The 21003-nt window shown below is 64.1% G+C and carries 21 protein-coding genes; 6 read left to right on the forward strand and 15 right to left on the reverse strand.

What is annotated here, in order from left to right:
* Nucleotides 1-341: 341 nt before the first annotated feature.
* The 3 genes from M8523_RS06520 to M8523_RS06530 all read right to left on the reverse strand — a co-directional run bounded on the left by M8523_RS06520 (nucleotide 342) and on the right by M8523_RS06530 (nucleotide 1348).
* Nucleotides 342-503, reverse strand: coding sequence for a hypothetical protein (locus M8523_RS06520; protein WP_282584035.1), 162 nt, complete (start codon nucleotides 501-503; stop codon nucleotides 342-344).
* A 168-nt stretch (nucleotides 504-671) separates the two neighbouring features.
* On the reverse strand, nucleotides 672-1094 hold the full coding sequence (locus M8523_RS06525; RefSeq protein ID WP_282584212.1) for a type II toxin-antitoxin system VapC family toxin: 423 nt from the start codon (nucleotides 1092-1094) through the stop codon (nucleotides 672-674).
* Nucleotides 1091-1348, reverse strand: a complete 258-nt coding sequence (locus M8523_RS06530) for a type II toxin-antitoxin system Phd/YefM family antitoxin (protein ID WP_282584036.1) — start codon at nucleotides 1346-1348, stop codon at nucleotides 1091-1093. Before M8523_RS06530 ends, M8523_RS06525 begins: the two co-directional genes overlap by 4 nt.
* Before the next feature lie 298 nt (nucleotides 1349-1646).
* Here M8523_RS06530 and M8523_RS06535 point away from each other — a divergent pair, with 298 nt between their 5' ends.
* Nucleotides 1647-2201: a DUF4142 domain-containing protein gene (locus M8523_RS06535; protein ID WP_282584037.1), complete on the forward strand. Its 555-nt coding sequence runs from the start codon at nucleotides 1647-1649 to the stop codon at nucleotides 2199-2201.
* Nucleotides 2202-2249: 48 nt separating this feature from the next.
* Here M8523_RS06535 and M8523_RS06540 read toward each other — a convergent pair whose 3' ends face one another.
* Nucleotides 2250-2927 carry a nucleotidyltransferase family protein gene (locus M8523_RS06540; RefSeq protein WP_345894227.1) on the reverse strand — a complete coding sequence of 226 codons (678 nt, stop codon included), beginning with the start codon at nucleotides 2925-2927 and terminating at the stop codon, nucleotides 2250-2252.
* Nucleotides 2928-3389: 462 nt separating this feature from the next.
* Nucleotides 3390-4136: an SDR family oxidoreductase gene (locus M8523_RS06545; protein WP_282584039.1), complete on the reverse strand. Its 747-nt coding sequence runs from the start codon at nucleotides 4134-4136 to the stop codon at nucleotides 3390-3392.
* Between the two features lie 150 nt (nucleotides 4137-4286).
* On the opposite strand from M8523_RS06545, the gene M8523_RS06550 reads away from it, so the two are divergent.
* Both M8523_RS06550 and M8523_RS06555 read left to right on the forward strand, forming a co-directional pair.
* The gene (locus M8523_RS06550; RefSeq protein WP_282584040.1) at nucleotides 4287-4610 is read left to right on the forward strand and encodes an ArsR/SmtB family transcription factor; all 324 of its coding nucleotides are present in this window, start codon (nucleotides 4287-4289) and stop codon (nucleotides 4608-4610) included.
* Nucleotides 4603-5052 (forward strand): SRPBCC family protein, encoded by a 450-nt coding sequence (locus M8523_RS06555; RefSeq protein WP_282584041.1) that lies wholly within the window; start codon nucleotides 4603-4605, stop codon nucleotides 5050-5052. Before M8523_RS06550 ends, M8523_RS06555 begins: the two co-directional genes overlap by 8 nt.
* A gap of 18 nt (nucleotides 5053-5070) precedes the next feature.
* Here the strand turns inward: M8523_RS06555 and M8523_RS06560 are convergent, their stop codons facing one another.
* The 5 genes from M8523_RS06560 to M8523_RS06580 form a co-directional block, all read right to left on the reverse strand.
* A complete protein-coding gene (locus M8523_RS06560) occupies nucleotides 5071-6699 on the reverse strand; it encodes an alpha-D-glucose phosphate-specific phosphoglucomutase (RefSeq protein WP_282584042.1) in 1629 nt (542 codons plus the stop codon).
* A 27-nt stretch (nucleotides 6700-6726) separates the two neighbouring features.
* Entirely contained in the window at nucleotides 6727-8175 is a 1449-nt protein-coding gene (gene glgA / locus M8523_RS06565; RefSeq protein WP_282584043.1) for a glycogen synthase GlgA, read from the reverse strand.
* Between the two features lie 7 nt (nucleotides 8176-8182).
* Nucleotides 8183-9451 carry a glucose-1-phosphate adenylyltransferase gene (gene glgC / locus M8523_RS06570; RefSeq protein ID WP_282584044.1) on the reverse strand — a complete coding sequence of 423 codons (1269 nt, stop codon included), beginning with the start codon at nucleotides 9449-9451 and terminating at the stop codon, nucleotides 8183-8185.
* Between the two features lie 68 nt (nucleotides 9452-9519).
* Entirely contained in the window at nucleotides 9520-11718 is a 2199-nt protein-coding gene (gene glgB / locus M8523_RS06575) for a 1,4-alpha-glucan branching protein GlgB (RefSeq protein ID WP_282584045.1), read from the reverse strand.
* Between the two features lie 25 nt (nucleotides 11719-11743).
* Entirely contained in the window at nucleotides 11744-14239 is a 2496-nt protein-coding gene (locus M8523_RS06580; RefSeq protein ID WP_282584046.1) for a glycogen/starch/alpha-glucan phosphorylase, read from the reverse strand.
* 224 nt (nucleotides 14240-14463) lie between these two features.
* Between M8523_RS06580 and M8523_RS06585 the strand changes: the two genes are divergently transcribed.
* Complete coding sequence (locus M8523_RS06585; RefSeq protein ID WP_282584047.1) at nucleotides 14464-15531, forward strand: patatin-like phospholipase family protein; 1068 nt, start codon at nucleotides 14464-14466, stop codon at nucleotides 15529-15531.
* On the opposite strand, the gene M8523_RS06590 is transcribed toward M8523_RS06585, so the two are convergent.
* The 5 genes from M8523_RS06590 to nth form a co-directional block, all read right to left on the reverse strand.
* Entirely contained in the window at nucleotides 15471-16346 is an 876-nt protein-coding gene (locus tag M8523_RS06590; RefSeq protein WP_282584048.1) for an SDR family oxidoreductase, read from the reverse strand. The genes M8523_RS06585 and M8523_RS06590 overlap by 61 nt on opposite strands.
* Nucleotides 16343-17440: a tRNA epoxyqueuosine(34) reductase QueG gene (gene queG / locus M8523_RS06595; protein WP_282584049.1), complete on the reverse strand. Its 1098-nt coding sequence runs from the start codon at nucleotides 17438-17440 to the stop codon at nucleotides 16343-16345. The genes M8523_RS06590 and queG overlap by 4 nt, the downstream gene beginning before the upstream one ends.
* Before the next feature lie 8 nt (nucleotides 17441-17448).
* Nucleotides 17449-18141, reverse strand: a complete 693-nt coding sequence (locus tag M8523_RS06600; RefSeq protein WP_282584050.1) for a glutathione S-transferase family protein — start codon at nucleotides 18139-18141, stop codon at nucleotides 17449-17451.
* A gap of 251 nt (nucleotides 18142-18392) precedes the next feature.
* Nucleotides 18393-18872 (reverse strand): YaiI/YqxD family protein, encoded by a 480-nt coding sequence (locus tag M8523_RS06605; protein ID WP_282584051.1) that lies wholly within the window; start codon nucleotides 18870-18872, stop codon nucleotides 18393-18395.
* Nucleotides 18869-19588 (reverse strand): endonuclease III, encoded by a 720-nt coding sequence (gene nth, locus M8523_RS06610; RefSeq protein ID WP_282584052.1) that lies wholly within the window; start codon nucleotides 19586-19588, stop codon nucleotides 18869-18871. The genes M8523_RS06605 and nth overlap by 4 nt, the downstream gene beginning before the upstream one ends.
* A gap of 44 nt (nucleotides 19589-19632) precedes the next feature.
* On the opposite strand from nth, the gene M8523_RS06615 reads away from it, so the two are divergent.
* Both M8523_RS06615 and M8523_RS06620 read left to right on the forward strand, forming a co-directional pair.
* Nucleotides 19633-20130 (forward strand): DUF2244 domain-containing protein, encoded by a 498-nt coding sequence (locus M8523_RS06615; protein WP_282584053.1) that lies wholly within the window; start codon nucleotides 19633-19635, stop codon nucleotides 20128-20130.
* 108 nt (nucleotides 20131-20238) lie between these two features.
* Complete coding sequence (locus tag M8523_RS06620; protein WP_282584054.1) at nucleotides 20239-20991, forward strand: GyrI-like domain-containing protein; 753 nt, start codon at nucleotides 20239-20241, stop codon at nucleotides 20989-20991.
* Nucleotides 20992-21003 lie beyond the last annotated feature (12 nt).

Consider the following 21003-nt stretch of genomic DNA (forward strand, 5'->3'; position numbering starts at 1 on the left):
ACTACAAAGAAGTTTCTGATGCTTTTGCAAAGGCACGTTTGCCTGTGCCGCAGAAAGCTGTCGATAGGAGCTTGCAGTAAGCCTCGGCTTGTTCAAAATGTTACTCCCCTATCGCTACCAGAATTGCACAAATAATGCCGCCGTGAAGCTTCCTCACCTACGAATCTATTTCAAAGCTGCAATAAAGGTGATGTATTTAGCGCTTCGGCTCGCAGACCGAGAAGGCCGCGCTCGAAGAACAGCTCGACATGCTCGGCGCCGAGGCCACCTCGCGATCCGGTCCGAAACCCCTCTACCCCACCGACGACCTCGACCAGACCATCGCGGTCTGGACAGTGCTGTCAAACGCGACCACCCCGCTCAAGGCCGCCGCCATCGCATCCGGCTTCAGGCAAGGCCGTCGCACTGGCCCCAAAGTCGCCGCCGTGCTCGCCGCCCTCACCCGCATCGGCCGCATTACGACCGCGGACGGCAATACATTCGGGCTGAAGCAGGCGCGGCATGAGACGGCGTCGATCCGCTCAGGCGGCGTCGCGGCGAGGTCCGGCGAGATGCGCAATGACATGGACATGCGCGGGCCGATGATCCCGGCTGTAAAAGCGCAGGGTCATGCTGCCGATCGCCTAAAGCTTGCCCATCGTTGCGGCCCCGACTTCGGGGCGCGAACAATCTCACACGACCCAAGGGTCCACCACCCGCACCCCGCTCCCCAGGAAATCACCCCCGTTCCGCGTCACCACCGTAAGCCCATGCACGAGCGCCGTCGCGGCGATCAGCGTATCGCGCTCGGCGCGCGGGTCGGGGATGTGGAGTTGGGCACAGCGGCGGGCGACGGCGGTGTCGATCGGGAGGATCCGGTCGGCGAAGGCAGGGAGAACCGCGCTTTCTAACCACCGGCGCAACACGGCGCCTTGGGCGGCATCGCGCCGCTCGATCCCGAGCACGCCTTGCTCCAGTTCGAGGATGGTGATGACGGACAGGAACAGCATCGCGGGCGCCATGCCCTTCGCCCAGGCGACGACATGGCGATCCGCCCGCCCGCTTTTGGCCTTGCGCAATTCGGAGACGACGTTGGTGTCGAGCAGAAACATCAGCCGAGTTCGACCGGGCGCGAGACCGGGCCCTGCAGACGCGGCGGCGCGAAGTCGATCTCTCCTGCATCGGGCATCGCGAGCAGATCGACGATGCTGGCCTGGGCGTGGGCCAGCTTCTCGTAATCCGCCATCGTCATCAGGACGTGCGACGCGCGGCCACGATCCGTGATGAAGACGGGACCGGCCTCAGCAGCCTTCTTGGCGCGACCGGTATCCTGGTTGAACTCACGACTGGTAAGTTGGGTGACGGGCATCAGATCGCACCTCATTGTATGTAGAAATGTTTCTACAATTGAGTCGTTTTCCTGGCAAGGTGGCAGCCACGTCGAGCTCCATATCCAGCCCAAAGAATTAGAGGTGGCACTGAATACCCGGCGTCTTCACCCCGACACCCGCTGCCGCTTTGTGGCCCCGGAGCGGCAGGCCCGAGGCGGCTTTGCAACCCGAGTGAGGTCGTTTCCGGGCGACGGCGCCGGACAGGAACCCATCAGCTCGGCAGAGGGTTGGGCGGGCAGAGGCGACCGACTGGTCGCTCCAACCCATGAGGATCGTATGACCTTCAAAACCCTCGCCGCTGCCGCCGTCCTTGTCTCCGCCGCAAGCGGCGCCGCTCTCGCCGCGCCGAGCGTGGCCCAGGATGCGCCCCTGATGGCGCAGCCCTCCTCGCCGCTCGTCCAGGCCTTCGCGCAGGACGCCGGCACCAGTAATCAGTTCGAGATGACGGAAGCCCAGATGGCGCTCGACAAGAGCAGCGACCCGGCCGTGCGCCGCTTCGCGCAGCAGATGCTGCAGGATCATTACAAGGCCGAGCAGAGCCTCGAACAGGCTGCCGCCCCCTCCGGTGTCGTCACCCACTTCATGTTCGACGCCACGACGCAGGCCAAGCTGGATCAGATGAACGGCCTATCGGGCCCCGCCTTCGATCAGGCCTATTGGGCCGACCAGCAGAACGCCCATGCGCAGGCCGTCGCGGCGCTCGGGACCTACATGACCTCCGGTTCCGATCCCGCGCTCCGCGCCTGGGCCCGCAACACCCTTCCGGTGGTGATGGAACATCAACGCATGTTGGCCGCAATGACGGGAACGTCGCCGTTGGCGATGCAGTAAGTGCAGTAAGCGAAGCACTGGTAGAGCCGTGACCTGCTGGCCCCGGCTCTACCAATCCGGCGTGCGTTCTTCCTCGCCAGATCCAATTCCGCGCGGGGCGGGACCCAATTCCGCCGCGCGAGCGCGCAGCGCCTTCGGCAATGCCCCAAGCGCGGGGTCGTCGAAGCGGAGATGCGGCAAACGTGTGGCGACGAGTTCAGCCACAACCCGCGCCTGGGCGAAATCGCGACGGCGTTTCAAGGGATCTCGATCGGAGCGGTCGGCGAGCCAGGCCTTGTGAAGCGCGAAGGCGCGCGGGTCCGGCGTCACAAGGCGGAGCGGATAGCCACGGGCATCGATGACGATCGTTTCGATCTTGGGGCTGTTGACCAGCCAAGCGGGCCCCTGGATCTCGACCGCCACAAGATCATCGGGCGCTGTGCCGATCCGGCTTCGGGGTGCTTGCGCCATGCGGTCGGGCGGCAGGGGTTGGATGAGGTCGACCATGAAACCATCGCGGTTCACCGCCCGGAAACTCCCGGCGCCTGTGGTGACGAACGAGTGGTCGACGTGCCGGAGCAAGCCCGCGAGGCCTACAGTAGCCACATCGGACCCGAGCAGTTTCAGCCGCGCGCGTGCGTCATACAGAAGATCGACGTCGCCGGTCGCAAGATGACCACTGGAAATCTGGACAGCAGCCATTCGCTCATAGGCGTAAAGCTCATGCGTGCCGACCACGTCGACCACGCTGCCAAGAAGATGAGCGCGCGCCAGCGTTCGTAAGATCCGCGCCGCAAGTGTGGGGATCCGGCCGATCTGCAGGGCGCGATTGAAGGCGCCATCTCGTCGAGACGTCCCGCCAAGCCAGAGGCTCGGTCCTTCAGGCGCGCACGCCCCTCATGAAAGCTCGTATGACTGCGTTCGCTCTCGGGTGTCCGCGGCCCGAGCGCCTTCCACGTCGCCCCCTGCTTTCGGTAGAGGTAGTCACGTCCACCGACGCGCTTCCACGACATGGCACCGGCGTAACGGCGGTCAAGTTCGGTTTGCACCGCCTCATAGGCTGCGAAAACTTGCTCAGCATCCACGGTCTGCCGGGCCTGCTCGCCCCTTAACTCACCGTACTCGACCACATTATCCCTCTGCGGCGCCCCTCATAGCAAAGAAGGGATAATAGCCGAAAAGCGGGCATCCGTCATTTCGGTTTCGCGGTCACCGATATTCCGCCGTCTGCCAGGCAAGGTGCTGGCCGCCGTCGAGCGCAAGCGTCTGCCCGGTCAGGCTCGGGGTTGTGGCGCAATAGAGGACAGCCTCGGCTACCTCGTCGGGCGTGCCGCCTGTCCTAAGCGGCAGATCGGCGGTGCGGCGGGTGTAGTCGGCCGCGTCCTGGCCGGCGTTGACGAGCGTCAGCCCGGGCGCGACGGCATTCACCCTTATGGCGGGTGCGAGGGACTGGGCCAGCGTGCGGGTCGCCGTGTGGAGCGCGGCTTTTGACAATGTGTAGGTGAACTGCCGAGGCGTCGGGCGGAGCACACGCTGGTCGAGCAGGTTGACGATGCTGCTGCCGTCCGGGGCCTGGGCCGCGAAGGTCTGAGCCAGGAGGAGCGGCGCCCGCAGATTGACGGCCATGTGCCGGTCGAACCCCGCCACGTTGAAATTCGCCGCGTCGTCGGTCTCGTAGATCGAGGCGTTGTTGACCAGCAGGGTGAAGGGCCGGCCAAGTGCCGCCGCGGCTTCCGTCACCAGCGACCCGTCCTCCAGAGTGGCAAGGTCCCTGGCAACCACGCCGGTCGCGACTCCGTAGGTATCACTGAGACGCATCACGAGTGCCTCGGCCTGCTTGCGTGATCGGTTGCAGTGGATCACGACCGAGAAACCGGCCCGTGCCAGACGCTCCGCGATGGTCGCGCCGAGCCGTGCCGCACCGCCCGTCACCAGAGCAGCCCTCATTTGGGTCATCGTTGTTTTCTTTCCCATCCGACCCCGTTTTTAGCAAACATCCCGAGCTTCGCGCCGAGGATGCGTTGTCGCATCTTCGCAGGCGCTCACGTCTGCGCTCAGCTATCAGGAAGGTGTTGACATGCAACCTTTTGGTTGCATAATAGCCGCATGGATGATGACGCCGTGTTCCGGGCTTTGGCGGATCCGAACCGGCGGGAATTACTCGATCGCCTCCACCACCGGAACGGCCAGACTCTCGCGGCGCTCTGTGCGGGGCTGGCGATGAGCCGACAGGCGGTCACGAAGCATCTCGGTATTCTTGAAGGCGCCCATCTGGTCACGACTCGGCGGGAGGGCCGAGAAAAACTTCATTTTATCAATCCGGTGCCGATCTATGCGATCGCCGACCGCTGGATTGGCAAGTTCGAGCGGTCGCGCCTCGCGGCTCTCGCGGATTTGAAACGAACCTTGGAGGGAGACGAACATGGATAGTGTCCACGAGAGCCGTTTTGTCTACGTCACGTTCATTCGCACGACGCCCGAGAGACTCTGGGCGGCGCTGACGGACCCGGTCTTCATCAAACGCTACTGGTTCGGCATGCATGTGGAGACCGAGTGGACAGCCGGCTCGCCCTGGACGCTGACCTTCGCCGACGGCCGGGTGGCCGATGCCGGCGAGATCGTCGAGGTCGATCCCCCGAGGCGGATCGTCATCCGATGGCGTAACGAATGGAAGCCGGAGATGAAGGCCGAAGGCTACTCCCGCTGCACCATGGATCTGGAAGAGCTGGATGGCGCCGTGAAACTCACCCTCACGCATGGCATCGAACGGGCCGGCTCGACATTCATCGAGGCCGTCTCGGGAGGCTGGCCGAAGATCTTGTCCAACCTCAAGTCCCTGCTTGAGACTGGCGAGGTCGTCCTGAAGCCGTAGCGTTCCTTCGCTGGCTCGTCAGGTGATGACAGAAGGCTCCCTGCGTCCGGTGTAGTGCTCGATCTTGGCGATCGAGCGCGACAGGTCGATCACATCCTTCAGCGCGTCCCCGGTCTCAAGATCCAGGCGGCCCGTCTCGGGCTCGGCCCGCTCGATATAGACGCGCAGGGTCGCGCCCGCCGTGCCGGTGCCGGACAGGCGATACACGATCCGGGCCCCATCGGTGAACAGGATGCGGATGCCCTGGTGGGCCGAGTCCGAGCCATCGACCGGATCGTGATAGGCGAAATCGTCGGCGCTCGCGACGTCAAGCGCGCCGAAACGCTGGCCCTGCATGGTTGGCAACGCATCGCGCAAGGCTTGCACCAGGGCGTTCGCACCCTCGGAGGCGACTTCCTCGTAGTCGTGGCGGGCATAGTAGTTGCGGCCATAGGTCCGCCAGTGATCCTCCATGATGGCCTTCACGCTCTCGCGCCGAACCGCCAGGATATTGAGCCAGAGCAGAACCGCCCAAAGGCCATCCTTTTCGCGCACGTGGTTGGAGCCCGTGCCCGCGCTTTCTTCGCCGCAGATGGTGGCCAGGCCAGCGTCGAGCAGGTTGCCAAAGAACTTCCAGCCGGTCGGCGTCTCGTAGATGCCGATGCCCTTCTTCTTCGCCACCTGGTCGGCCGCCGCGCTTGTCGGCATGGAGCGGGCGATTCCGGCGAGGCCTTTGGCATAGCCAGGGGCCAGATGAGCGTTGGCGGCCAAAGCCGCCAGTGAATCGGACGGCGTCACGAAGATGCCGCGACCAATGATGAGGTTGCGGTCGCCATCGCCGTCCGAAGCCGCGCAGATGTCCGGCGCATGGTCCGACATGGCGAGATCGTAGATCTCTTTGGCGTGGACGAGATTGGGGTCGGGATGGTGACCGCCGAAATCGGGTTTCGGGATGCCGTTGATGACGCTGCCGGGCTTGAAGCCGAGTTCGCCTTCGAGGATCTTCGTCGCATAGGGCCCGGTGACGGCCGACATGGCGTCGAACGTCATGGTGAAGCCACCGGCGACCATGCTTCGGATCGCGCCGAAGTCGAACAATTCGCGCATGAGCGCGAGGTAATCCTCGACGGGATCGATGACTTCGACGCTCATGCCGTCGAGCGTCGTGGCTCCGAGGCAATCGAGATCAATATCGGGCGCGTCGCTGATCTTGTAGGCCGAAATCGCCCTGGTGCGGGCGAAGATCGCGTCCGTGATCTTCTCGGGCGCCGGCCCTCCGTTCGAGGCATTGTACTTGATGCCGAAATCGCCGTCGGGACCGCCCGGATTGTGGCTGGCCGACAGGATGATGCCGCCGAAGGCGCCCCGCTTGCGGATCACATTCGAGGCCGCGGGCGTCGACAGTATGCCCCCCTGCCCCACCAATACCCGTCCGAACCCATTGCCGGCCGCGATCTTCATGGCGACCTGGATCGCCTCGCGATTGTAGAAGCGGCCATCGCCTCCGATCACAAGCGTCTTGCCCTGAAATCCTTCCAGGCTGTCGAAGATCGATTGGACGAAATTCTCGACGTAATTGGCCTGTTGGAAGACCGGCACCTTCTTGCGAAGGCCGGAGGTGCCCGGCTTCTGGTCTTGGAACGGCGTCGTCGCCACGGTCTTGATCATCGTCGTTTCCCCTCGACTGTTTCTGGTTCAGGCGCCAGCCAGATCGCGGTAGAGCCGGGCCAACGTGCGGGCCGGGCGGCGCCAGGAGACGTCGGTCGACATGCCGGCCTTGATCATGCCGACCCAATCGTCCTTGTCGCGAAAGATGTCGGCCGTGCGGCGCAGAGCATATTGCAACCCGTCGAGCGTCACGGGCGCGAACTGGATGCCGGTCGCGGCGCCGCTCGCCAGCGCCATTTCGTTGGCATCGACGATCGTGTCCGCGAGACCACCCACGCGCGCCACCACAGGCACGGCTCCATAGCGCAGCGCGCAGAGCTGGGTGAGGCCGCAGGGCTCGAAGCGCGAGGGCACCAGAAGCGCGTCGCAGCCAGCCTGGATCAAATGCGCAAGCCCTTCGTCGTAGCCGAGCTGCACGCCGATCAGCCCTGGGTGGAACGCCTTGGCGTTGCGGAAGCCGTCCTCGTACCATTTCGAACCCGAGCCCAGCACCGCGAGCTGTCCCCCGAGTTCGATCAAGGTCGGAATGGCCGTGAGCAAAAGGTCGAGGCCCTTCTGGTCGGAAAGGCGGCTGACGACACCGAACAGCAACGCGTCCGGGTCCTGTTTCAGACCCAGTCGAGACTGCAGTGCCAGCTTGTTCTCGGCCCGGGGTGAGATGTCGGAGGCGTCGTAGCGCGCCGGGATGTAGAGATCCTGGGCAGGATTCCAAGCAAGATTGTCGATGCCGTTCCGGATGCCCGACAGGACGTTGTGGCGGGCGCGGAGCAAGCCATCGAAGCCCATGCCGTTCTGAGGGGTCTGGATTTCCGCCGCATAGGTCGGTGAGACCGTGGTGATGCGGTCGGCGAACTTCAGCCCGGCTTTGAGAAACGAGATCGTGTTGAAATATTCGATCCCTTCGACCGTCATGGCTTGGCCGGGCAGTCCCAAGGCTCCAAGAAGCCCCGCCGGGAACTGGCCCGGGAAGGCCATGTTGTGGATGGTGAAGACGCTGCCGGGGCGCGGTGCGTCACCATAATGCAGGTAGGCCAGTGTCAGCCCAGCCTGCCAATCATGGGCATGGACAACCTGCACCGTCACACCCGGCACGAGACCGCGGCCGATCTCCGCCGCGGCCCGGCCGAGGGCCGCGAACCGGAACGCATTGTCGGGCCAGTCGGTGCCGTTCGAAGCGAGATAGGGGTTGCCCTCGCGCGCGAAGAGATGCGGCGCATCGATCGCCAACAGGTCCAAGCCGGCCGCCTGACCGGCAATCAGCCGGGCCTCGCCGCCGAAGAGATTGTCCCACCTATGCAGAGCCTCGACGTGGGGACCGAGAGCCGTCATGACGGCGGGATAGCCGGGCAGGAGCGTGCGCACATGCACCTGCTCGGCCGCGAGGGCGCCCGGCAAGGCACCGGCGACGTCCGCGAGCCCCCCCGTCTTGATCAGCGGATAGACCTCGGACGCGACCGAGAGAACCTGGAGGCTCATGCCAAACTCACAGGTTCAGGGCGTCGATCATATTCTGTGTGACAAGGCAGATCCCCTTGTCGGTGCGCCGGAACCGCTTGGCGTCGAGTTCCGGATCCTGACCGATCACGAGACCCTCGGGGATCTGCACGCCACGGTCGATCACCACATTGCTGAGCTCGGCCGACCGGCCGACGTGCACATAGGGCAGGATCACGGCGTTCTCGACCACGGAGTAGGAATTCACCCGGACACCCGTGAAGAGAAGCGTCGAACGGAGGGATGCCCCCGAAACCACACAGCCGCCCGAAACGAGCGAGGAGACCGCCTGGCCGCGGCGGCCGTCCTTGTCGTGCACGAATTTCGCCGGGGGCGTGATCTCGCTGTTGGTCCAGATCGGCCAATCGCGGTCGTAAAGGTCAAGCTCGGGCACGATCGCAGTCAGGTCGATATTGGCTTCCCAATAGGCATCGACCGTGCCGACATCGCGCCAGTAGGCATTCTGTTCGAAACTCGACCGCACGCAGGAGTCCGAGAAGTGATGGGCGATCGCCTTCCCGTGCTTGACGAGATGCGGAATAATATCCTTGCCGAAATCACGCTGTGAGTGTGGGTCGGCCGCATCTCGGCGCAATTCGTCGAACAAGAGCTTCGTCTCGAAGACGTAGATGCCCATTGAGGCCAAAGCCTTGTCGGGTTTGCCCGGCATCGCGGGCGGATCCTTGGGCTTCTCCAGAAACGACAGAATGCGGTCGTGTTCGTCGATATGCATGACGCCGAAGCCGACCGCGTCCATGCGCGGCACTTCGAGACACCCGACTGTGACGTCGGCCCCCTCGTCGACGTGCTGCTGCAGCATTTTCTCGTAATCCATCTTGTAGATGTGATCACCGGCGAGAATCACCATGTATTTCGGATCGTAGCTCTCGATGATGTCGATGTTCTGAAACACCGCATCCGCGGTACCTAGATACCACATATCCTCGCTGACGCGTTGGCTTGCTGGCAGGATGTCAAAGGACTCGTTTCGCTCGGGCTGGAAGAAGTTCCAGCCGCGCTGCAAATGGCGGATGAGGCTGTGAGCCTTGTATTGCGTGGCCACCGCCATGCGGCGGATGCCGGAGTTCAGCGCATTCGAGAGCGCGAAATCGATGATCCGCGACTTTCCACCGAAATAGACGGCGGGCTTGGCCCGCCGATCCGTCATCTCCATCAGGCGGCTGCCCCGCCCGCCCGCGAGCACGTAGGCCATCGCGCTGCGGCTGATCGGAGCATTGTTGTAGGGCTTGGCGTTCATGCTTGTTTCCTCCGGATCAACGCTGTGACGCTTTGCGAACGCATGCCTCACTGTTGCTTTATTGTGGCTCAGGCACCAACGAATTCAAAGTAGACGCAGGCGAGTGGCGGCAAGAAAACTTCCGCCGAAGCGGGTAGTCCGTGCATCCCGGGCCCATCGGCTTTCACCACGCCGAGGTTGCCGGTGCCGGATCCCGCATAAACCGCCGCATCAGTGTTGAGGATCTCCCGCCACTTGCCAGCCTTCGGAACGCCGAACCGATAGTGGCTTCGCGGTACGGGCGTGAAGTTGCATGCGACAACCACCGGCGGATCGTCAGGTTCCCCAAACCGAGCCCAGACGATCACCGACTGGTCGCGGTCATCCGCCACGATCCAGCGGAAGCCCTCGCCTTCGCAGTCGCGGGCATGCAGCGCCGGGTGCGCGCGATACACGGTGTTGAGATCGCGCACGAGCGCCTGAAGGCCTCTGTGAACGTCATAGTCGAGAAGGTGCCAGTCGAGGCTCTGGTTGAAGTTCCACTCGGCCGTCTGGCCGAATTCGGAACCCATGAAGATGAGCTTCTTGCCGGGGTGCCCCCACATGAAGCCGAAATAGGCGCGGTTGTTGGCAAAACGCTGCCACTCGTCGCCCGGCATCTTGCTGATCAACGCCTTCTTGCCGTGCACCACCTCGTCGTGGCTGATCGGCAGGATGAAATTCTCCGAAAATGCGTAGAGCAACCCGAAGGTCAGCCGGTCATGGTGGAATCGACGGTGGATCGGGTCTTTCTCGATATAGTCGAGGGTGTCGTGCATCCACCCCATGTTCCACTTGAAGCCGAAACCGAGACCACCGGTATAGACGGGCTGCGACACGCCCGGCCAAGCCGTCGATTCCTCGGCGATCGTCATGGCGCCGGGAAAGAGCCCGTAGGCGAGTTCGTTAACCTGCCGCAAAAATGCGATCGCCTCGCGGTTGTCGTTGCCGCCGTCCCAATTGGGAATCCATTCCCCCTCCTTGCGCGAATAATCGAGGTACAGCATGGAGGCGACCGCATCGACGCGTAAGCCGTCGATGTGAAATTTATCGAGCCAGTAGAGCGCATTGGCGGCCATGAAGGCGGCCACCTCACGGCGCGCGAAATCGTAGATCGCCGTGTTCCAGTCGGGATGGAAGCCGCGGCGCGGGTCGGCATATTCGTAGAGTGCGGTGCCGTCGAAGCGAGCGAGGCCGTGCACATCGATCGGGAAGTGGGCCGGGACCCAATCGACGATGATGCCGAGACCGGCCGCATGGGCCTTGTCGACGAAGCGCGCGAAGCCTTCCGGATCGCCGAACCGTCGCGTGGGAGCGAAGAGGCCGATCGGCTGGTACCCCCAGGAGGCATCGAGCGGATGCTCCGAGATCGGCATCAGTTCGAGGTGCGTGAAGCCGAGGTCGACCGCATAGCGGATGAGATCCTCGGCGAAATCGTCGTAGCTCAGGAACGCATTGTCCGGGCCGCGCTTCCAGGAACCGAGATGTACCTCGTAGATCGTCATGGGCTGGCGGCGACGATCGCCCAGGCGCCGCTCCTCCATGAAGGCGGCATCCGTCCAGTTGAAGCTCTCATGCGTGGTCACGACGGAAGCCGTCGAGGGCCGCAACTCGCTGGCGAAGCCGAACGGGTCGGCCTTCAGCGGCAAATGGACCCCGCCGGGGCCGATGATCTCGTATTTGTAGACCGTGCCTTCCCCGATTCCGGGAAGGAAGATCTCCCAGACGCCGCTCTGCACGCGTTTGCGCATGACATGCCGGCGGCCGTCCCATTCATTGAAGTCGCCGACCACCGACACACGGTCCGCATGCGGGGCCCAGAGGGCGAAGTTGGTTCCCTGCGCGCCCTCATGGGTCATCACATGGGCGCCGAGCCGCAGATAGAGCGACCGGTGTGTTCCCTCCAACAGGAGGTAGTCGTCCATATCGCCGAGGATTCCGCTGAACCCGTAGGGGTCCTCGAACTCCCAGGCGCCCCCGGCATTGCGCGCCCGCAGCCGATACGCGAAGCGCCCGGTCTGCCCTTCGACAATCCCTTCGAAAAAGTCGTCCTGGCGGCGGTCGAGCGTCGCCAGAGACTTGCCGGCCGGGTCGACCACTTGGACCGACTCGGCGTGCGGGACAAAAGCCCGGACGACCCAGCCGTCCGGCGTTTCATGCGGCCCGAGGATCCTGAACGGGTCGCCATGACGAGCCGAGAGGACCGCGCCCACATCGCCATCGTGGGCGCGCCAACCTGTGTCCGTCATGTCTTCCTCCCAATTGCCCTTGTTGTTATGTCGTCTGAACGGGCACGTTCCAGATATCGCGTGCATATTCGCGGATCGTGCGGTCGGACGAGAACCATCCGACCCGCGCCGTGTTGAGGATGCTGGAGCGCCACCAAGCCGCTCCGTTCTGCCAATGGGCGTCGACCTGACGCTGGGCTGCGTAATAGGCGTCGAAATCAGCCGTGACCAGGAAGTGGTCGTGGTTCGACAGCATTTCGATGAAACCCCGATATCGGCTCGTGTCATCAGGCGAGAAGACGCCCGATTCGATCGAGGCGAAGACCTCCGACAGTTTGGGCGAGGAGGCGATCACGTCCCGCGCATTGTAGCCGTTACGTCGGCGCGCCTCGACTTCCTCGGCGGTCAGACCGAAGATGAAGATGTTGTCCTCGCCCACGCGCTCGTTGATTTCGACATTGGCGCCGTCGAGCGTTCCGATCGTCAACGCGCCGTTGAGCGCCAGCTTCATGTTGCCGGTGCCCGAAGCTTCCAGGCCGGCCGTGGAGATCTGCTCGGAGAGGTCGGCCGCCGGAATGATCTGTTCGGCCAAGCTCACATTGTAGTTCTGCAGGAAACCGACCTTCAGAATGCCGCGCACGGTCGGATCCGAATTGACCACCCGGGCGATGTCGTTCGCGAGCTTGATGATGAGCTTGGCCGTGTGATAGCTCGCCGCCGCCTTGCCGGCGAAGATTTTTACGCGTGGCGTCCAGTTTCGACCGGGATCGGCCCGGATCGCGTTGTAGAGCGCGACCGTCTCGAGCAGGTTCAGGTGCTGGCGCTTGTATTCGTGGATGCGCTTGATCTGCACGTCGAACAGGGCGTCCGGATCGACAGGGAAGCCGAGCCGGTGTTGGAAGACCTTGGAGAGGGCTTCTTTGTTCTTGCGCCGCACGGCCTTGAGCTTGGCCTGGAACTCAGTGTCGCTCGCAAATTTTTCAAGGCCGAGCAGCTCCTCCGGGTCGTCTAGGACCCTGGGGCCGAGTGTGTCGACCAGCACCTTGGTGAGGCCAGGGTTCGCCTCGTAGAGCCAACGGCGGAAGGTGATGCCGTTCGTCTTGTTGTTGATTTTTTCAGGGAAGATCGCGTGAAGGTCGCGGAACACCGTTTCCTTCATCAGCTCCGAATGGAGCGCCGAGACGCCGTTCACCCTGTGAGCACCCACGAAGGCGAGCGTGCCCATGCGGACGCGCTGGCGCCCCCAGCTTTCCTCGATCAGCGACACGCTGGACAGAAGCGCCGGATCGCTGTTGCCCTTGGCCCGCAGACCGTCGAGATGGACGGCATTGATCAGATAGATGATCTGCATGTGGCGCGGCAGCAACCGCTCCATCAGGTGCACCGGCCAGGTCTCGAGCGCCTCGGGCAGGAGCGTGTGATTGGTGTAGCCGAACGTCGCCTGTGTGATGTCCCACGCCTTGGCCCAGGGAACATCGTGCAGATCGACCAGGATACGCATCAGTTCGACCACGCCAATTGCCGGATGCGTGTCGTTCAACTGGATCGCGGCCTTCTCGGCCAGCATCTCGACGGGGCCGTATTGCTTGATATGGCGGCGCACCAGATCCTGGAGCGACGCCGAGGCGAAGAAGAACTCCTGGCGCAACCGCAGTTCCTGTCCGGCGGGCGTCGCATCGCTCGGATATAGGACTTTGGAGATCGATTCAGCCCGCACGCGGTCGGCCAGCGCACCGACATAGTCGCCGGCATTGAAGGCATCGAGCCGCAACGGATCGACGGCCCGGGCCGCCCAGAGGCGCAATGTGTTCACATGCCTGCAGCGCCAGCCGACGACCGGCGTGTCATAGGCCACCGCCGAGACCCTTTCGGCGGGGTGCCACCGATAGGTGGCCGCGCCATCCGGCCCGTAGGTGATGTCGACAGTTCCGCCAAAGCCGACATCATAGGTAATCTCGGGCCGCTCGAATTCCCAAGGGTTACCATTCGTCAACCAGTTTTCCGGATATTCCTGCTGCCAGCCATCCTTGATGCCCTGCCGGAACAAGCCGTTCTCGTAGCGGATGCCGTAGCCATAAGCCGGCACCGCCAAAGTGGCCATGCTTTCCATGAAGCAGGCAGCGAGACGTCCAAGGCCGCCGTTGCCGAGCGCCGCATCCGGTTCGACCGTCCGCAGTCGATCGAGGTCGACGCCGAGGCTGGCGAGCGCCTGGCGCATCTCCTCGACGATCCCGAGATTGGTCAGGGAGTCGAACAGGAGCCGGCCGATGAGGAACTCGAGCGACATATAATAGACGCGTTTGTTCTGCGTATCGTTCGTATGCCGATAGGATTCCGCCCAACCGTCCACCACACGGTCCCGGACCGCGAGCGCGGTGGCAATGTACCAGTCGCGTTCCTGCGCCGAAGTCGGGTCCTTGGCGACCGCATAGGCCAGCTTCGCCATGACGGCATCTCGCAGGGCCTCGACATTGTGAGCACTCTTTGCAAGCTCAACGGGTTCCGGGATGCGCCCGGTTAACCCCTGCTGTTCCACGTTCATGCTGGTCTCCGTCGTGAGGGCTCGGTCGAGTTGATCCGTTCGGCGTTCGACTCCGATCAGTCGTGATGGGGACGCTACTATGCTTTCGATCACAAATCGTTGCACGCGGAGAACCGGGCCCAAGAAACAAAAGCTCCAGACACAATGTTGCAATGCAGCATTGTGTATTCAAACTCCTGACGTACTACCCAAATCAAGGGGCCTTGGATCGGAGACCTGTTTGCATGACCCGTAAGGTCGACCACAATTCGTCGAGAGAACGAGCGAGTGTCAAGCAGGCCCTAGCCTTGCAACGCGCCGCCGGCTCCCTCTCGGTGCGGACGAACCGCCAGGTGTCACTGGCACTTCAGGGTGGCGGATCGCTCGGCGCCTTTACCTGGGGTGTTCTCGATCGCCTTTTGGAGGCGGACAATGTGTCGTTCGATGCCGTGAGCGGCGCCAGTGCGGGCGCGATCAACGCGGCCGTCATGGCATCGGGTTTCGCGAAAAGCGGCCGAACCGGTGCCCGCGAAGCGCTTGAGCGATTCTGGCGGCGCGCGAGCGGTGCGGCCCTCGCGCCTGCCTTCAGCGACGCGCTGGCGTTTTCGGCACGCGTTCTCTCGCCCTACGAATTCAATCCCTTCGACCTCAATCCGCTCCGCCTGCTGCTGTCTCACGAGGTGGATGTGGATTGTATTCGGAGATCGCCCTTCCGGCTGTTGCTCGGCGCCACGCGTGTCGGCGATGGCAGCCTCCGGCTGTTCCGCGAGAGCGAGATCACGATCGACGTTCTGCTTGCCTCCGCGTGTCTGCCCCTTCTCAACCAGGCCGTAGCCATCGATGGGGCGGATTATTGGGATGGCGGATATGCGGCCAACCCACCACTCTTACCCCTGATCGAGACGTCTTCGACCGATCAGATCCTCGTGGTGCAAATCATTCCCCAAAAGGGTGCCGCACACCCGCGCAGCAAGAAGGATATCGTTCGGCGGCTCGATCACATCGCCTTCGGGGCCTCGCTGACCCATGATCTCGGCACGATCGACATGATCAAGGCCTTGACGCAGAGGGGCGACGCCACGCGAAACAAGATCGCCTCCTGTGAGGTCGCGCGGATCTCGGCCGAAGACGCCTGGCCCGGCCTCGCCGAAGCCGATCCCCTCAATCTCGATTGGGGGTTCCTGTGCGATCTCCGCGACGCCGGGCGGGGCGCGGCCGAGACCTGGCTGACCGCCCCCGCGCCCGAGAAGATCTACGCTCGCCCCTCTCCGGCAGCCCAAAGCGCATCGAGGCCCGCCCGATATGTGGGATAAGCGAGGGTGACGCCAAGGTCCCGTTTGAGTGCGGTATTGGCCACACGGCGATTCGCTGCATAGAAGCTGCGCGCCATCGGTGAGAGGTCAGCGGTGGCGAACGACAGCAGAGGCGGCGGCTGGACGCCCATGAGACCGGCCGCATAGCTGACGACGTCCGTGGCCGGTGCCGGCTCGTCATCGGTGACGTTGATGATCCCGCCCTGCCCGTCGCGATGCAGTGCGGCCGCGACCGCCCGCCCGATATCGGTCACATGGATGCGATTGAACACCTGGCCGGGCTTGTCGATGCGGCGCGCCTCACCGGCCCGCAAGTCGCGTAGCGCATTGCGACCGGGCCCGTAGATGCCGGCGAGTCGCAAGACAAAAACCGTTTTCGCCGCGTGCCGTGCAAGATCGAGCCAGGCGTTTTCCGCGGCGACGCGGGCCTCCTGCCGGGCATTGTCGGGCTGCGTGGCGGCACTCTCGTCGATCCAGGCTCCGCCATGGTCGCCATAAACCCCGATCGTTGAGAGATAGACGATCCTGCGCAATCGGGGTGCCCCCGCGATCACGTCGGTGTAGCGTTGCAACACCGGATCGGAGCCTGGACCCGGCTGCACGCTGACCAGCAGGGCGTCGCTTGCCGCGACCGCTTCCGCAATCCGCGGATCGCTCTCCTCGCCATCGAAACGCAGGATCGACATCTCGCGGTCGCCGCCTAGTGGTTCCCGCCCCGGCGACCGCACGGTTCCGATCACTCGGCTGAAGACCGACCGGTGTTCGCGCACGAAATGCGACGCGCTATAGCCCAGTCCGAAAACGAAAAGGTTCATGCGAACTCCCATTCGGCACGGACGTTGGGATCGGTCTCCATGCGCCGAACCTCAGCGCCGATCCGGCGTGCCTCATCCTGGCCGAGCAATTGACCAAGCGCCCAGACGGCCGCGCCGCGCACTAGGGGCGAGACATGGACCAGCCGGTCGCGCACCGCTGGGACAAGACCGAGGTCGTTTGAATTCCCGACGGCAATCAACACGTTGCGCAGAAAGCGGGCATGGCCGATCCGCTTGATCGGGCCGCCCGCGAACAGGTTGCGAAAGCCCGGCTCATCGAGGCGGACGAGATCGGCCAGCGCAGGCGCCGTAAGATCGTCACGCGCCGCAAGCTTGGCTTCGCGACCCACGGCCGCGAATTTGTTCCAAGGGCAGACCGCGAGGCAATCGTCACAGCCGTAGATGCGGTTGCCCAAGGCTTTTCGAAACGAGGGATCGATCGGTCCGGCATGTTCGATCGTCAGATAGGAGATGCAGCGCCGCGCGTCGAGCCGATAGGGAGCCGGGAAAGCTCCGGTCGGACAGACATCCTGGCAGGCCCGGCACGAGCCGCAACGATCGGGCTCCGGTGCGTCGGGGACCAGGTCGAGGGTCGTGAAGATCGAACCCAGGAACAGCCAGGACCCAAAGTCCCGCGACACGAGATTGGTGTGCTTGCCCTGCCACCCGAGCCCCGCCGCGGCCGCGAGGGGTTTCTCCATCACGGGCGCCGTATCGACGAAGACCTTCACGTCGGGCCGCTCTGGAGCGGCGGCGACAAGCCAGCCCGCCAGGAGCTTCAACTTCCCCTTGATCACATCATGATAGTCGCGATGCCGGGCATAGACCGAGATGGTCGCGTGCGCGGGGCGATCGAGATTGGCGAGCGGATCGGTGTCGGGACCGTAGTTCATGCCAAGCATGACGATGCTGCGGACCTCGGGCCACAGGCTCTTCGGGGCAGCGCGCCGCTCGGCCTTGTCGGCCATCCAGTTCATCGTGCCATGCGCGCCGGCGGCCAACCACGCATCGAGCCGCGCGCGCGCTTCGGGTAGGGCGTCGGGCGACACGATCCGGCAGGCGTCGAAGCCAAGTGCCTGCGCCCGCGCCCGCAATTGTTGTTTCAGAAATCCAGATCCACGTAGGTCGGGCTCGGCGTCATGCCCATCACCCGGTCGGCGAGAAGCGGACGGAACGACGGCCGCGACTTGACCCGCGCGTACCAGCTCTTCGCCGTTTCGTCCTCCGCCCATGGCACGTCGCCCAGAAAATCGACACTCGACAGATGCGCCGCCGCGGCCAGATCCGCATAAGACAAGGTATCGCCAGCGAGCCATCTGCGGCTGCGGATCAGGTAGCCGATATAGCGCAGATGGTAGCGCACATTGGAGCGCGCCACCCGCACGGCATCCATATCGGGCGCCCCCCCGCCCTGGTCCGCGGTCATGAAACGCCGATAGATCTTTTCGCGCACGAGATGGTCGGACACCTCGGCGAAGAATTTGTGGTTGAACCAGCCCATCAGGCGGCGCACCTCCACCCGGGCCACCGGGTGATCGGGCAAAAGACGACGGTCGCCGAGCCCCAGGCCACAGGTCTCATCCAGATATTCGGCGATCGTCCCGGCTCCAGGCACGGGTGGCGCATGATCCTCGACGAGAACCGGCGTCGTGCCAGCCGGATTCATCAGGAGAAACTCTCGCCGGCGTTCGTAGGTCCGTTCCTCGATCAGGTTCGGCTCGATACCGAACTCGCCGAGAACGAGGCGGATGAACCGTGAGTGAGGGCAGAGCGGATGATAATAGAGGTCAGTCATCAGACACAGGCAAGCAGGTTCAGCCCAGCGAGGCTGTGGTCGGCAACCCGATCACGCGGGGTCAGGATTGCAGGTCGCTTTGATAACATAGGGCGATCGCCGGAAGACGAGGCATCAAAAACAGCAAGCCATCGCGGTGCCTGCTATAGGATGGCAGGCCAGCCTGAACAATGTGTTTCCGCGCGCGTCGAACGATCGAGTCGCTGCCAGGCAACGGACGCCCCGTGCTGCGGCCCGATTTGCGGCATCGATCAGCCATAACCGGCGCGCCGTAGCGCCACGACGGCGCGGTCGAGCGCCTGCAGGAACTCCGATCGCTGCTTGCGGTCAAAGGGCTTCGGGCCGCGCGTCGTCTCGCCGGCCGCACGAATGTCGCTCAAGAGATTGCGCATGGCGAGATCGGCGCCGATGGAGGCAGTCGTGAAGCGCCGGCCGGACGAGCCGATCACGGCAGCCCCAACCTTGAGGCAGCGGTCGGCGAGCGGAACGTCGGCGGTGACCACGACGGAACTCGGGCCGGCATGTTCGGCGATCCAATCGTCGGCCACATCGGGACCGGCCGGTACGAGAACGCGCTCGATCAGCGGGTCGCGCGGCACCGCGATCGGCTGATTGGCGACAACGAATGTCTTGACGCTGTAGCGCGCCGCGACCCGGTAGACCTCGTCCTTGACCGGACAGGCATCCGCGTCGACCAAAATCACGATGGCGGGTCGGGTTTCGTCGCTCACGCGGTTTTGTCGGGCCAGCGGCAGAGGTCCGCCACGATGCAGGTCGGGCAGAGCGGTTTGCGGGCCAGGCAGGTGTAGCGCCCATGCAGGATCAGCCAGTGATGAGCGTGGCGCACGAAGCCGGCCGGCACGACCGCGAGCAGGCCGGCCTCAACCGCGTCCGGGGTCACGCCGACCGCGATCGGCATGCGGTTCGAGACGCGGAACACATGGGTGTCGACCGCGATGGTATGGTCGCCGTGCAGGGTATTCACCACGACGGCCGCGGTCTTGCGCCCGACGCCCGGCAGGGTTTCGAGCACCGCCCGGTCCCGCGGAACGGTGCCGTCGAACTCGCGCACCAGACGCTCGCTCAGTGCCATCACGTTGCGGGCCTTGGAATTGTAGAGCCCGATCGTCTTTATAGCGTCCCGCAAGCGATCCTCGCCGAAGTCCAGCATCGCCTGCGGCGTATCGACCATCGCAAAGAGCGGCGCCGTCGCCTTGTTGACGCTGACGTCCGTGGCTTGGGCGGAAAGCGCCACCGCGACGAGCAGCGTATAGGCGTTCCTGTAGTTCAACTCCGTCACCGGCACAGGCTCGCGGGCTTCGAAGCGGCGGAAAATCTCGGCGATCCGGGGTGCGTCGGCCGGGTCGGGGGGCATGGCGGGCAGGCGCCGCGACACCGCAGGGCTCTTGCCGGCCGCAGCGGAGCGCTTCATGTTGGGAGCGGGCATGCGCGTCTTATAGCCCGGTCCATTGTGAGAACAAGCGGGGCTTTATGTTGCCTCCCGATCCCGCCGACGTGCCGCTGTTCCGCCGTCGGATCCAGCCGCATCGGTCGTTGACCAAGCCCCAGGCGCGTGTGCTCCTTGGGATCGTGGCGCTCGGTGGCGTCGTGACCAGCCTGCCTTTCGTGTTTATCGGCGCCTGGCCGGTCGCCGGCTTCTTCGGCCTCGACGTCTTGCTGGTGTCGGTCGCGTTTCGCGCCAGCTTTCGGGCCGCGCGGGCCTATGAGGATATCACTGTCACGCCGCTCGAACTCCTGCTTCGAAAGGTCAACCCCAAGGGTCTTGAACGCGAGTGGCGCTTTAATCCTGTCTGGGTCCGGCTCGACCGGCAGGAGCACGAGGAGTTCGGCACGCAGCGCCTCGACCTTATCTCGCGTGGCAGCCGGGTGGAGGTCGCAGCCTTTCTCGGGCCGGACGCGAAAGCGCAATTGGCCGACGGCCTCAGCTCGGCGCTGAGCGAAGCGCGACGCGGCGTGCGGTATTCCTGAACGAGAAGAGGGCGAGGGCTGCGCCCGCCCTATCGTCGCCATTGAAACCGGGCAGGTCCCTTCATAGAGTGCCGCCCGGCACCGAAGGCCGTGCCTGGGATAGACACAATGTTCGGACTACCTCGCACTCAGGCCTCGCGGCCCCTGGCGCTTCGATTCGGCCTGGTTTTGATGGCCGGTCTCCTGCACGGCCCTGCGGCCTGGGCACAGACGACCACTCCGCAATCGCCAGCCGCCGCGGCCCCGCCTGCCGCCAGCACCCCGGCGGCGCCGGCCCCGCCGGCCGTCACCTCGCCCAGCCCCTCGGGCACGCCGACGACGCCGGCGCCTGCTGCCCCGGCCGAGGCCGCCAAACCGCCGGCACCCGATTCCACAGGCGCCTCGGTGGGTGACGCCTCGATCAGTCAGGCGCTCGATGTCCAGCCGCGTCCGGCTGTCGTGATCAACGGGAGCGCAACCTGGGACGACGGCTTCAAAACCCTGACGGATGCCTTCGCCAAGCTGAACGACGCGCTCGCCAAGAACAACATGACCTCCGCGGGCCGGCCTCTCGCGGTGTTCACGGCGACCGACGACGCCGGTTTCAAATATTCAGCGATGGTGCCGATCGCCAAGGCACCCGAAGGCAAGACCGAGTTGACGCCGGATATCAAGATCAGCGAAACCCCGTCCGGTAAGGCCATCCGGTTCCAGCACCGCGCCGCCTATGACGACATCGATTCCACCTACGAAGCCATCACGGCCTATCTCGACGAGAAGGGGTTGGAAGCCCGCAACCTCTTCGCCGAGGAATATCTCAACATGACAAAGACCCCCGACGATCCGGCGCTGGAAGTCGACATCTATGTCTTCTTGAAATAGCCGGACCGAAGC

The organism is Lichenifustis flavocetrariae, from assembly GCF_026130545.1.
Lineage (GTDB): Bacteria > Pseudomonadota > Alphaproteobacteria > Rhizobiales > Beijerinckiaceae > Lichenihabitans > Lichenihabitans flavocetrariae.

Coding starts and splice junctions, on each gene's coding strand:
- M8523_RS06520 (WP_282584035.1), bottom strand. CDS start 503: ATGCCGCGCCTGCTTCAGCCCGAATGTATTGCCGTCCGCGGTCGTAAT.
- M8523_RS06530 (WP_282584036.1), bottom strand. CDS start 1,348: ATGCCCGTCACCCAACTTACCAGTCGTGAGTTCAACCAGGATACCGGT.
- M8523_RS06535 (WP_282584037.1), top strand. CDS start 1,647: ATGACCTTCAAAACCCTCGCCGCTGCCGCCGTCCTTGTCTCCGCCGCA.
- M8523_RS06545 (WP_282584039.1), bottom strand. CDS start 4,136: ATGACCCAAATGAGGGCTGCTCTGGTGACGGGCGGTGCGGCACGGCTC.
- M8523_RS06550 (WP_282584040.1), top strand. CDS start 4,287: ATGGATGATGACGCCGTGTTCCGGGCTTTGGCGGATCCGAACCGGCGG.
- M8523_RS06555 (WP_282584041.1), top strand. CDS start 4,603: ATGGATAGTGTCCACGAGAGCCGTTTTGTCTACGTCACGTTCATTCGC.
- M8523_RS06560 (WP_282584042.1), bottom strand. CDS start 6,699: ATGATCAAGACCGTGGCGACGACGCCGTTCCAAGACCAGAAGCCGGGC.
- glgA (WP_282584043.1), bottom strand. CDS start 8,175: ATGAGCCTCCAGGTTCTCTCGGTCGCGTCCGAGGTCTATCCGCTGATC.
- glgC (WP_282584044.1), bottom strand. CDS start 9,451: ATGAACGCCAAGCCCTACAACAATGCTCCGATCAGCCGCAGCGCGATG.
- glgB (WP_282584045.1), bottom strand. CDS start 11,718: ATGACGGACACAGGTTGGCGCGCCCACGATGGCGATGTGGGCGCGGTC.
- M8523_RS06580 (WP_282584046.1), bottom strand. CDS start 14,239: ATGAACGTGGAACAGCAGGGGTTAACCGGGCGCATCCCGGAACCCGTT.
- M8523_RS06585 (WP_282584047.1), top strand. CDS start 14,464: ATGACCCGTAAGGTCGACCACAATTCGTCGAGAGAACGAGCGAGTGTC.
- M8523_RS06590 (WP_282584048.1), bottom strand. CDS start 16,346: ATGAACCTTTTCGTTTTCGGACTGGGCTATAGCGCGTCGCATTTCGTG.
- M8523_RS06600 (WP_282584050.1), bottom strand. CDS start 18,141: ATGACTGACCTCTATTATCATCCGCTCTGCCCTCACTCACGGTTCATC.
- nth (WP_282584052.1), bottom strand. CDS start 19,588: ATGCCCGCTCCCAACATGAAGCGCTCCGCTGCGGCCGGCAAGAGCCCT.
- M8523_RS06615 (WP_282584053.1), top strand. CDS start 19,633: ATGTTGCCTCCCGATCCCGCCGACGTGCCGCTGTTCCGCCGTCGGATC.
- M8523_RS06620 (WP_282584054.1), top strand. CDS start 20,239: ATGTTCGGACTACCTCGCACTCAGGCCTCGCGGCCCCTGGCGCTTCGA.